At 43.7% G+C, this 12,520-nt stretch carries 11 protein-coding genes; 3 read left to right on the forward strand and 8 right to left on the reverse strand.

Going from position 1 to position 12,520, the window contains the following annotated elements:
- Positions 1 to 945 (reverse strand): AraC family ligand binding domain-containing protein (locus FC98_RS11525; RefSeq protein WP_056949599.1); only part of this gene is annotated, 945 nt, incomplete at its 3' end.
- A gap of 459 nt (positions 946 to 1,404) precedes the next feature.
- On the opposite strand from FC98_RS11525, the gene FC98_RS11530 reads away from it, so the two are divergent.
- A complete protein-coding gene (locus tag FC98_RS11530; RefSeq protein WP_040471480.1) occupies positions 1,405 to 3,150 on the forward strand; it encodes a thiamine pyrophosphate-dependent enzyme in 1,746 nt (581 codons plus the stop codon).
- Between the two features lie 78 nt (positions 3,151 to 3,228).
- Here the strand turns inward: FC98_RS11530 and FC98_RS11535 are convergent, their stop codons facing one another.
- A complete protein-coding gene (locus FC98_RS11535; protein WP_008856727.1) occupies positions 3,229 to 4,209 on the reverse strand; it encodes a helveticin J family class III bacteriocin in 981 nt (326 codons plus the stop codon).
- 166 nt (positions 4,210 to 4,375) lie between these two features.
- On the opposite strand from FC98_RS11535, the gene FC98_RS11540 reads away from it, so the two are divergent.
- A complete protein-coding gene (locus FC98_RS11540) occupies positions 4,376 to 4,636 on the forward strand; it encodes a type II toxin-antitoxin system RelB/DinJ family antitoxin (protein WP_040471478.1) in 261 nt (86 codons plus the stop codon).
- Positions 4,637 to 5,126: 490 nt separating this feature from the next.
- On the opposite strand, the gene FC98_RS11550 is transcribed toward FC98_RS11540, so the two are convergent.
- On the reverse strand, positions 5,127 to 6,332 hold the full coding sequence (locus FC98_RS11550) for a PTS transporter subunit EIIC (RefSeq protein WP_056949601.1): 1,206 nt from the start codon (positions 6,330 to 6,332) through the stop codon (positions 5,127 to 5,129).
- Between the two features lie 422 nt (positions 6,333 to 6,754).
- On the opposite strand from FC98_RS11550, the gene FC98_RS11555 reads away from it, so the two are divergent.
- Entirely contained in the window at positions 6,755 to 7,669 is a 915-nt protein-coding gene (locus FC98_RS11555; RefSeq protein WP_008856722.1) for an NADP-dependent oxidoreductase, read from the forward strand.
- Positions 7,670 to 8,004: 335 nt separating this feature from the next.
- Here the strand turns inward: FC98_RS11555 and phoU are convergent, their stop codons facing one another.
- From phoU to pstC, 5 genes are all read right to left on the reverse strand, one after another.
- Entirely contained in the window at positions 8,005 to 8,757 is a 753-nt protein-coding gene (gene phoU, locus FC98_RS11560; protein WP_056949602.1) for a phosphate signaling complex protein PhoU, read from the reverse strand.
- A gap of 263 nt (positions 8,758 to 9,020) precedes the next feature.
- Positions 9,021 to 9,776, reverse strand: coding sequence for a phosphate ABC transporter ATP-binding protein PstB (pstB, locus tag FC98_RS11565; protein WP_008856718.1), 756 nt, complete (start codon positions 9,774 to 9,776; stop codon positions 9,021 to 9,023).
- Between the two features lie 17 nt (positions 9,777 to 9,793).
- Entirely contained in the window at positions 9,794 to 10,588 is a 795-nt protein-coding gene (pstB, locus tag FC98_RS15070) for a phosphate ABC transporter ATP-binding protein PstB (RefSeq protein ID WP_008856717.1), read from the reverse strand.
- Positions 10,589 to 10,597: 9 nt separating this feature from the next.
- Entirely contained in the window at positions 10,598 to 11,485 is an 888-nt protein-coding gene (gene pstA, locus FC98_RS15075) for a phosphate ABC transporter permease PstA (protein ID WP_056949603.1), read from the reverse strand.
- Positions 11,482 to 12,405: a phosphate ABC transporter permease subunit PstC gene (pstC, locus tag FC98_RS11580; protein WP_054655779.1), complete on the reverse strand. Its 924-nt coding sequence runs from the start codon at positions 12,403 to 12,405 to the stop codon at positions 11,482 to 11,484. Before pstC ends, pstA begins: the two co-directional genes overlap by 4 nt.
- Positions 12,406 to 12,520 lie beyond the last annotated feature (115 nt).

The raw sequence follows: 12,520 nt of genomic DNA on the forward strand, positions 1-12,520 counted from the left end.
TTGCACTTGATTTGACAATTGAGGAAAAAAAGTTCGATTATTAATTCCAACTTCTTTTATAATTTTAGAAATAGGCAAAGTTGTTGACTTAATCAAAATATTTGCGTTAATCAACCGTTGTTTGGTTAAAATATGTGAAAAGGTATCACCAACTTCTTTTTTGAATAAATTGCTGAGATAGTTACGGTTATAATCATACTTTGCTGCTAATTTTTCCAGAGAAACATCCTGATAGTTATCGTTAATTTCCTTCAACATTTCAACGGCTAGCATTTGTTGCTTCGATAATTCCTTGTGTATATCAATTTTATAGTTTCGAACTAACTGTGCGATTAGGATTGATAAATAAGCACTAATAATGGTATCCGAAAAATCACGTTGCAGATAATACTCTTCGATAATCCTATCAATAGTTTCTTGAACTTCGCTTTCCTCATCATGTCCGAACAATAGATATCGAATTTTACTATCATCACCAATTCGTCGATTTAGTAAAAATTCGTACAGCACACTTTTGCTGCTACGCAGATCGTTCAAGAGATCAAGATTAATTTCTTTATCCCTAAACAAAATATTAATTAACAAATCGTTTGTTCCTAAATAACCAACCGAATGTTTACAACCAACGTCTAAGAGCAGAACGTCACCTTGTTCTAAGTGAATGCGTTGACTGTCAACAACCTCATCACATGATCCACGAAGCATGTAATTCATTTCTAAGAATGTGTGTGAATGGGTCGGGTAAGGTGCATAACGGTTATGTTTGCTTACATAAATACTTTTATTTTTAAACAGGACATCACTAATAATCGGCGTTTTTTCCTTCTGCGATAGTCTAGTATCGTAAACGTCCAATGGCATATCATCATGAAATTCCAAGCTTTTAAGCTGCTCTTTTTCAAGTTTAGTCGGCTTCATTAACGAATTTAATATTGTATCAAGCATCGGCCATCATTCTCCTTTTGAACATTGCTATCATATGATAACGTATTCAAGAGGAATAACCTATCTTAATTAAGTCTCACAATGCCCGGTATATCCGTAATCAGTAACCTTCTGGCTTGAATTGTATCAAATATACATCTCAAGTTATCAATTTATAGTTGGAGTTAAATTCAGGTAATATTCCAAACCGTACCTGATTATATTTTTACATCAGTTAACTTTCGTATCATTTATACAGCGATCATATCTAACTACAATTATTTTTAATTTAATGTCCAAATTAATTACAAACCAGCGGAAATTTATTAGTAACGATACATAAATATCGCCTAACCTTATTAGTAATCTCGATCATTTTATAAACCTCCTGACTTGAACTTACTCCCCAGATAAGTTATGCTTTTAAACATACTTTCAAAAAGTAAGCACCATAATAAAATAATCAGGAGTGATTTAATCATGGCAAAAATGACTGCTGGGCAAGCCCTAGCAAAGGTATTGGTTAGCTGGGGCGTTGACCATTTATACGGTATCACCGCGGACTCCATCAACAACACCGTTGACGGTCTCTATCAAGAACGCGACAAAATTAATTACATTCAAGTTCGCCATGAAGAAGTTGGTGCTTTAGCTGCCACCGCTGATGCGAAACTGACCGGCAAAGTTGGCGTTAGCTTTGGATCAGCCGGCCCCGGCGCCACCCATCTATTCAACGGCCTGTATGACGCCAAGATGGATCACGCTCCCGTGGTTGCCATCGTTGGCCAATCCGCAACTCCGATCATGAACACCTATTTCTTCCAGGAAATGGATCAGGATCCGTTATTTGTCGATCTAACTGATTTCCACAAGCAACCGACAAATCCGGCACAAATCCCCTTCTTAATGGATGAAGCGATTCGTTACGCTTACCGGACAAAGGGACCCGCCGTCCTCATTATTCCCGATGATTTATCTGGTGAAACGATTGACTTTGAACCTTACAAAACAGCAAAGGTCCTTACACCAGCGACCACCCCAACGGTTGATCCATCATCAGTTGACGCCGTTTATGACCTGTTGAAGCAAGCCAAGCACCCCGTTCTTTGGGCTGGCCTTGGAATGAAGGACGCCCGTGCTGAAGTTGTGGCATTTTCAGAAAAGTTCAGCGTTCCCGTCCTCACAACGGCTCCTGCTACTGGCATCATGCCGACTGACCATCCTAACTTCATGGGCTCCCGGGGACGACTGGGAACCAAGCCAGCATTCGAGGTTACTCAAGCAGCTGACTTGATTATTCTGGCGGGAACTAACTACCCATTTAGCCGATTCCTACCACAAGGCATTAAGTTCGTTCAGATTAATAACAACGTTGAAGACCTCGGGAAACAACGCGATATCGATTTAACGGTTCTCGCCGACGCTAAGCCATTCTTCACTGAACTCAATAAAAAAGGCGATCCAGTTACACCAACCCCATTCCTTAAAGCTGCTCGAAAGGACAAAGCCAACTGGGATGCCTGGTTGAATAAAGTCGCTGATAATGAAGCAAATGGCCTTGCACCAGAAGCCGTCATCCGCGCTGTGAAGGAACACAGTAATGATGACGCCGTCTTTGGCCTCGACGTCGGTAACAACCTCATGTGGGCGATCCGTCAATTACCGTTTAACCACAACCAAAAATTCAGCATGTCCGCTTGGTTCGGGACGATGGGTTACGCTTTGCCAGCTAGTATCGCTGGTAAATTAAGTTACCCAGACCGTCAAGTCTTCAGTATCTCCGGTGACGGTGGTTTCTCAATGGTGATGCAGGATCTGTTAACCCAGGTGCAATATCACTTGCCAATTATTAATATCGTTCTTGAAAATGGTGCCTTTGGTTACATTCAACACGAAAAGATCACCGCCGACCAGGAACCATATGGGATTCACTTTATTGGCGCTAACTGGGCAGGCTTCGCTAACGACATGGGGGCAATTGGCATTCAAGTCACCGACCGCAAGTCATTAGCCGCCGCATTTGATAAAATCGCTGAACTCCAAGCTGCTGGCAACACCAAGCCAATCCTAATTGACGCTAAGGTTAAGAATCAAGATCCAGTTGATACCAGCTTTATGCCAATTGATCCAGACCAGTTTGATCAGGCAACCATTGAAACTTACACCAAACAATCCAACCTGTTTGATCAACCTGCATTTTCAGAATTACTGAAAGATGAAGAATAGTCGAAACCAATAACTCATTTTCAACCAAATAAACCACTGATATTACCATTCCAAGCTAGGAATGACCTTATCAGTGGTTTATTTTTGGTCGCCCACACAGTACACCCAGTTTGCGAGTGTCTGAGTCGCATAAGGTTCAGCATCGTGGCAGGCAATTCCAATGTACATTTTCGTTGCCAGCTGGAGCCCCTCAGTTTCAATGTTTCGTCCTAGCCAGTCGGAATGAGTTAACAGGATCTGTTTGGGAATGGAATTTCCCCATTCGAATTTTGTAATACCAGGCTGATCTGCCTTCGGGTGGTTTGCGCTAGTCCCTGGCTGACCACTGGAAACGTAAACCGCAAACTGAGCGGATAAATCAACTCCCTGAATGGAAGGAGCAGTTAGCTGGTTTGCGAATGATGGCACTTTCCAGTAAGGCTGGCTCACCTTATTTGAAAGCATCTCAGTCGCCTTACTGAGGTCAACATAACCGTTATTCGCGTCAACAACATCCAACGCGTCGTTTAACTTCTCGTTATCATATAAACTCAGGTGCGCATTATTATTTGTATCGATTGCTGCAACTAGTAATGTCTGCTTGTCTGGTGTTAACGCGCCTTCTACTCTTTTAAGCCGACCATACGATTTCCCATCAGGAGTTGCGTGATTGAGCATGACCAACCGGGTTACCGAAAGATTTCCCCGGTGACGGGTTCGCCGTTCCCGGTTTGCCTTAAAACGAATGCGGGCAAGTTGCGTCCCCCACTTGACGTCGGGATAGTCAGCCACATTGGGTTTAGTAACCACCCACCAGTAATCGACACCGTTATGATTGAAATACTCTAAGGTTTGGCCGTGACCAAAATTCTTGAGAGTCATCTTTTTAGCGTGTCTGAAATCAAGATCGTAGCCGTTCTTCACCCGACTTTTCCGTACCCGAGAAATCACGGCATCCCGATTTTGATGGTATAACTGCAGGGCATAGACATATTTTGTCCCCACGTAGACCTTCTGGACAACCGTTCGTTTGGGAAGATTTTTTAGCCGATACTTGAGATAGGCGTTTGTTTCGATCATCAAAGCCAGCCCTTTCTAATCCGATTACTTTACATTAACCATACCGCATTCTTTCAATCAACAAAATATTAACTGTTTAACCGGCACGCTGTTAAGAGCATATTTAAAGGTTAAATCGTTGCCTATGTACGTCACAAGTAGTACATTACTATTAGAGGTGATTAATATGGCTAGGATTGAAGTTAGAATTGATGACGATACTAAAACAAAAGCCGTCGCAGAACTAAAGAAGCATCAGATTACGTTATCGGCTTTTGTAAAAGCTCAAGTGGCAACCGTTGCATCAGAAGGGCTTCCACCGTACTATTCGATGCCGAATACTGAGCAAGATAAATCAATCCAAGAAATTGCCAATGATATTAAGGGCAAAAAGAAGTTACCAGGCGCTACCAACCCAGACGACTTGGAGCGGCTATTAAATGAATGAAGTAAAATTTACCTCAGAATTTAAAAAACAATATAAAAAAGTAAGCCATGGGGGCACAGTGGGGGCGGGTTTTTAAACGGCCTTTACCCAAGGAGATAGATCCAGAAGAGCACACTCCCTGGGAATACATAAAGAATTGCTTTATAGACGATAAACAAATAAATGATTATTTCTACCCGCATAAAATTGAAACGGATAAGCATTCAGCAAAGATTCTCAGGAATGTGGAACACCAAACTGGCCTCAAAAATTTGCAAGTTTGGTGGCTGCATTTTGATGGTCATAATGGGAACCATTTACTTGAGTATGTGGTAACGCCGTCGATCATTTATTTATCCAGAATTGGAACCCACAATGATCTCATGAATAATAATTAAGTAATTTAAAAAGCAATCCATCAATTGTCTATGGATTGCTTTTTTTAGTCATTATCGTTAAATATTACATTAAACATTATTGTTCTTCAGTGAGTCAAATAACCATCCGTTCGTTAATTACTATTCGCTACCGCCACACCATCCGGCTGTTCATCATCCGCTGCCAAAATTTCAGTCACTTCCTGGCGACGGCCATAAACGTAGGTTAACGAAAAGCTGACCGCAAAACTGATCACGCAGCTAATCAAAAAGGCTGGAATAGACTGAGTGGCAATGCTAATAAATCCAAGCACGCTGTTCGACCCCAATGAGACCGCTAATACGTGGGTTAGGCCCAAATATACACCAGCAGCACCTGAACCAATCATTGACGCCACAAACGGAAATTTCAATTTCAGATTAAGACCAAACATGGCCGGCTCAGTGACTCCCAATAATGCTGACATGCTAGCCGATGACGCAAGGCCGCGTTGCTGCTTATCCTTCGTTAAGAAGAAAATAGCTAAGGCAGCGGCTCCCTGAGCAATGTTTGACACCGATGCAATTGGGAAAATGAAACTGCCACCGGTTTGCTTCACGTTCGCGATTAGCTGCGTTTCAATTGCTGGAAAGCTTTGGTGTAACCCGGTGATTACCAATGGCGCATATAGCAGACCAAGCACTCCAGTCCCAACAGCACCAGAAGTTTGATATAACCAAAGCAAGCCGTTGGTTAAGCCATCGCTGACATCCCGCATTACTGGACCAACGATCATGAAGGTTAAGATCCCAGTCACCAAGATGGTAATCAGTGGTGCAAACGTGTAATCGAGTGCTTCAGGGAGAAGCTTGTGGCACCGTTTCTCAATCCACGAAAGCAGCCAAGCGACCACCAACATTGGAATTACCGAACCTTGATAGCCAGCTTGAGCGACTGGCATTCCCAAAATATGCCAATAAGCGAGTTGATGACTAGCCAACGCTGCGCTAACATCGTAACCACTCACCAGGGATGGTGAAACCATCATCATCCCCATAGCCGCTCCTAAATAAGGATTCCCACCGAAACGTTTCGTTGCCGAAAAACCAATTAAGACGGGCAAAAAGGCAAACGGCGCGTTGGCTAAGACGTTAATAAACGCCGAAAAGCCCTTTAAACTAGGGTAAGCAGCGATGAGCGATGGTGTCATAAACAAATGGGGTGCTGACAAGACGTTATGAAGCGCCATCAGTAACCCAGCCGCCACAATGGCTGGAATAATCGGCACAAAAATATCGGCCAGAATGTTAATGAAACCAACAAATCCTTGCTTTCCTTTTTTTAAAATCGATAGTAGCAAATGAGTTCCTCCTAAGCAAAAGTGAGCGGAGCAAAGCGGTTAGAAACCGGAACATAAGTCTCCTCTAACAGAAATCCCTGGTTTTGGGGATTTTTGTTGGAGGTGCTTATATGGAAGTTTCTGCTTTGCGCAGCGGTCCTAAAAACAGTGAGCGGAGTCAGGCGCTTAGAAACTGGAATATAAGTCTCCTCCACCCTTCTCACATTCATCTAAAATAGTCACTTCGAAACATTCTACTTGTTATCTTAAAAGATGCAAGGGAAAACCCGAATCTTTTAATCATCACGCTACAACGTAATCGCTTTCTTTCGCCTAAGATCAGAATTCGCACTCAACTAATTAATTGCTTTTCAGTTGAGATGAATTAAAATTTAGTTAGATTTAGGTTATTTAGACAGCGTTTTGGAAGGGAGTAGTCTATCATGATCGCATTTGGATATGAAAAAAATGGTGGCCCTGAGGTTTTCAAGGAATATCAGGTGCCAGTTCCAGAAGTTACTGGTAACCAAGTTCTCATTAAAACCGAAGCATTTAACTTAAATAACTTTGAAGCCTTGCAGCGGGCCGGCAATTTTAAACCGACCGATCATCGAATCATTCCCGGTAGAGATGTTGCTGGGCTTGCCGAACAAGTTGGCAGTGACGTTAAAGGAATTAAAGTCGGTGACCGAGTGGTTGCTCACGGCCATCATTCATATGCAGAATACGCAATTGGTGATGACACCAATACCGTTACCATTCCAGACAGCGTCTCATTTGCCCAAGCGGCTGGCATTGTCACCCCCGGATTGGCTGGTTATAAGGGCGTTCATTTATTTGCCAATGTTCAACCCGGCCAAACCGTCGTTGTCAAGGGCGCATCGGGTGGGGTCGGCTCCATTGCCGCCCAAGTGGCCTTGAGCATTGGTGCTAACGTTATTGGTGTGGGTGCCAGCCGCAATGAAGCATACGTTAAGTCCCTAGGAGTCAAAAATTACGTTGCTTATGATCAACAGGATCCAGCAAAAGTCCTGGCTAATACCGCTGATGTCGTGATTGACGCAGCTTTGAATGGAACAGGTAGTGAAAACGACGTCGAAATCATTAAAAACGGTGGGATCATTGCCAGTGTGGCTGACGGTGAGGCGGAAACTGATAAGAAGGTTCACTTCAATCACATCCACCCAACTCAACAAATTACTGACATCGAAGCATTAAAGGCAATGATTGAACTGATGGCTCAGGGCAAGCTTTCAATTAAGATTAGCGATCAATTGCCATTTACCCTTGATGGCGTCATTAAAGGCCATCAGATTTTGGAGTCAAAACATGATGGTCGGGTGATTATAGAAAAGTGAGCGGAGCAAAGCGCTTAGAAAGCGGAGCCTAAGTTACTCCATTCAGAAATCCTGGGCTTGGATTTTTGAATGGAGTGGCTTAGGTGCAGCTTTCTGCTTTGCGGAGCGGTCCTAATCTACGTAACAAGAAACAACCACCAAATAGCGCTGGATTTTTGACAAAGCAACCTTCAAACCAGGCTGCCACTTACAGCAAGCGCATTTTCAAAATACTACCAAGACCCACAAAAGAATTCCCAGCACATAAATAGAGAAGCCAAACATTCAGTGGTGTTTGGCTTCTCTATTTATGTGCCTGAAACTAATCGTTCCCTAGCGCACAGTATGGTATCGTTCTAATCTTTCCTAGTGTGATCCGGTTTCGAATCTTTCCCCTTCTCCTTTACAATCTCCTCCGAATACAACTTATTCACCAATTCCGGATTGGCTTTACCGGGGTTCAGTTCAACAATCTGACCAGCGGCACTATACACAATCCATTCAGCTAAATTAACGATATGGTGGCCAATTCGCTCTAACAAACGAATGACCATGAAGTAACTGGAACTGGCCGTGGCAGTTTCAGTATTTTCAGCAACTGCCTTAGTGATCGCATCCCGAATCAACAAATACTGCTCGTCAACAGCAACGTCTTCATTTGTCAACGACTTTGCCGCATCGGCATCGCTTTTGGAATAAGCATCCAGCGCTTTTTCCAACATATCCCGAACTTGATCGGTCATCTTGGCAATTTCCTTTTCAACTTCAGGAATCCGTGGATTACCCTTCACGCGGATAGTCTCCCTGGCGATACTGACGGCATGATCCCCAATCCGTTCCAAATCAGAGCTAGCTTTCAGAATACTAATAATCACCCGAAAGTCAGTAGCAACTGGCTGCTGAAGCGCAATTAAACTTAATGCTTGCTTCTCTAACCGCATTTCTTCGCCGTTAGTTTCATTATCGGCATCAATGACTTCTTGAGCTAATTTTTTATTATGTTCCATAAAGGCCTTAGTTGAACTATAAATCTGTTCACTAATGTTCAACCCCATTTCAACAAATCGGCCATGGAGCTTTTTTAATTCATCATCAAATAATTCTCGCATAGTACTCTCCTTGTATAAATAAGTGAGCGGAGCAGAGCGTTTAGAAATCGGAGTGTAAGTCTCCTTTAACGGAAATCCCCGAGCTTGGGATTTTTGTTAAAGGTGCTTACACGCAGATTTCTGCTCTGCGCAGCTGTCCTAAAATAAGTGAGCAGATCCAAGCGGTTAGAAGTCGGAGTGTAAATCTCCACCGAGGGAAATTCCCGGTTCTGGAATTTTTCTCGGTGGTGCTTACATGCAGACTTCTGCTTGGAGGAGCTGTCCTACCCAAACTTCCCATTCAAATAATCACTAGTCTTCTCATCATCCGGGTGAATGAACATCTTCTCGGTTTTTGAAAACTCAACCAAGTCACCATTGAGCAAAAACGCTGTTTTGTCTGAAATTCGAGATGCCTGCTGCATATTATGGGTCACGATAATTACCGTGTACTGGTGACGAATATTCATTAAGGTGTCCTCAATTTTGGCACTCGAAATCGGATCTAGCGCACTGGTTGGCTCATCCAATAAGATGACTTCGGGCTGGACCGCCAACACTCTGGCAACACAGATTCGCTGCTGTTGGCCGCCTGAGAACGCCAAGGCATTTTCATAGAGATGATCTTTAACTTCATCCCAAATGGCCGCCTGCTTCAAGCTGGTTTCTACCCGCTCGTCTAACACATGTTTATCCTTTTCACCCGCTAACCGTAATCCGTACGCAACGTTTTCGTAAATACTAAACGGAAAGGGATTGGGCTGTTGAAACACCATTCCAACCCGTTTTCGTAAGTTAACGACATCCATTTGTGAGGCATAGATATCATCATTTTCTAACTTAATACTGCCGGTAATCGTGACCCCTTTGATCAAATCATTCATTCGATTCAAACAACGCAAGTAAGTGGACTTACCACACCCTGATGGGCCAATCAACGCGGTAATTTGGTGTTCTTCAAAGTCCAAGTTGATGCCATGAAGAGCTTCTTTTTTGCCATAATATAGATGGACATCGTTACTTGTAATTATCTTGGTCATTGCCCACTGCTCCTTTGCTAGCCAAAGTTACCGGATATGTAATCCTCAGTGGCTTTAATTTGGGGATTGGTAAAAATCTTTTCGGTCTTATCGTATTCAAGAACATGGCCCATGTGGAAGAATGCCGTGTAGTCAGCGATTCTTGATGCCTGCTGCATATTGTGGGTCACAATGATAATTGAATAGTTCTTCCGCAGCAGCTGTAGCGTTTCCTCAATCTTAGCAGTTGAAATTGGGTCAAGCGCACTGGCCGGCTCGTCTAGCAGTAAAATATCCGGCTTCATCGCAACACAACGCGCAATGCATAGTCGTTGTGCTTGCCCACCAGATAATGCCAGCGCACTTTTATCGAGGTCATCCTTGACTTCATCCCAAAGTGCGGCCGCTTTCAAACTCTCTTCAACCCGTTTGTTCAACTCGGTCTTATCCTTGATGCCATTCCGTTTTAGCGCGAAGGTAATGTTCTCACGAATGGACTTGGCAAAGGGATTGGGCCGTTGAAACACCATACTGATATGTTTGCGAACCTCATAGACGTTAATATCCTTACTATTAATGTCAGTGTCCCGATACATAATTTTGCCTTTGACGGTCGCAATCCGGTCATTCATCCGGTTCAAACAGCGCAGATAGGTCGACTTCCCTGATCCAGAGGCTCCAATCAATGCCGTAATCCGATACCGCGGGAACGCTAACGTCGCATCGTGCATCGCGTGATTGTCTCCGTAAAACACCTGCAAATTTTCGGTAGTCATGGCTTTTTCCAATGGCATGTCAATAATGTGGGTATCATCAAATGAATAGTTTTGCATATTAATCTCCTACCTTGTCGCGGTCATTTTCTTGTACATCCAGTTACCAAGCATTCTGGCTAATAAATTAAATAACAGGATCACGACGATCAAAACCGCTGAAGCCCCGCTTGAAATTGCGGCCGCGTCTGGCGTAACCCCTTCAGTATTTAATTTCCAAATATGGACCGCCAGGGTTTCAGCCGGTCTCAGTGGATTTAAGAAACTAGCTGGATCGACCGGATTCCAATCACCATAATTAACGGTTGGCGCACTTTGACCAGCGGTATAAATAAGGGCAGCGGCTTCACCGAACACCCGTCCAGCACTTAAAATAATTCCGGTTAAAATACCGGGGACGGCAGCTGGTAAGACAATCCCAGTGATCGTTTTCCAACGGGATAGTCCAAGCGACAACCCGGCTTCCCGTTGAAGTTGGGAAACATCCTGCAGGGATTCTTCAATACTTCGGGTGAGCAACGGTAAGTTAAAGAAGGTCAATGCAATTGCTCCGGCTAAAATGGAGAAACCCATGTTGAACTGAATGACGAACAACAAGTATCCAAATAACCCAACCACAACGGAAGGCAGAGAACTTAAAACTTCGACAGCCGTCCGAATCAGGCCGGTAAACCAATTATTGGGTGCGTATTCTGACAAATAGATCCCAGAACCCAGCGCAATCGGAAACGAAATAATCAGGGTCAATACCAGTAAATACATGGAGTTAAACAACTGATCACGAACCCCACCGCCAGCTCTAAATGATTGGGCAGCCGAAGTCAAGAAGTGCCACGAAATGTGGGGAATCCCGGTCCACAGAATGTAGCCAAGTAAGAAAACTAAGATACCAATAACCGCAGCCACCAGCGCATAGATAACCCCGGTTGCAATGTTATTACTTGTTTTAGAATTCATTTCTTCAAACTACCCTTCTTTCCAATAAAACGAACCAGAATGTTAAAGACTAATGACATCAGTAATAGAATCAGTGCAAGTGACCAGAGCGCGTTATTTGGCAATGTCCCCATAGTTGTGTTTCCGATTCCGGTTGTTAATTGACTGGTCAAGGTTGACGAAGGCGTTAGCAGGCCATGAGGCATTAAGACAGCATTACCAATGACCATTTGAACCGCCAAAGCTTCACCGAACGCCCGTGACATCCCAAAAATAACGGCGGTTAAAATCCCCGGTGTCGCAGCTCTTAGAACCACTTTATAAATGGTTTGCCAACGAGTGGCCCCCAGTGCTAATGAAGCTGATCGGTAAAACATTGGAACGGCCTTGATACTATCAACAGAAAGTGACGTAATTGTTGGCAGTACCCTGACAAAGAGGACCAATGTTCCAGCGAGGATTCCGAACCCAGTCCCACCGAACGCGTGACGAATAAGCGGTACGATCACCGACAAACCGATAAATCCATAAACAACTGAAGGAATTCCGACCAACAATTCGATAACCGGTTGAAGAATCTTGGTTCCCTTTTCTGGTGCAATTTCTGTCATGAATAACGCAACCCCTAACGCAAACGGAGTGGCAACGACAGCAGCTAGGATTGTGACACTAAACGACGTCACAATCATTGGCAGGGCACCGATCTGCGGGTTGCCATGCTTATCAAGTAATCCCGGGTTCCAGTTGGTTCCCGATAGAAACTTCCACAAACTCACGTGATTGGCCGTAAAGGTTGCGATACCTCTGGTCGTGATGAAATATAAAATCGAAATTACCAGCAACCCCACAAAAGCGATACAGATGTAGGTGATTGTTCGACCAAAATAATCTTGATGAGTTGCCTTCGATGGATTTTGCAGGTCTTTCTTAATCTCATCCATGCTAAACCTCCTATAATTTAGTGAGCGGAGCAAAGCGGTTAGAGATCGGAGTGTAAGTCTCCTTCTGCAAAAATCCGTGGTTTTGGGATTTTTGTTAAAGGTGCTTACACGCAGC

It is taken from the genome of Lentilactobacillus kisonensis DSM 19906 = JCM 15041 (assembly GCF_001434135.1).
Taxonomy (GTDB): domain Bacteria; phylum Bacillota; class Bacilli; order Lactobacillales; family Lactobacillaceae; genus Lentilactobacillus; species Lentilactobacillus kisonensis.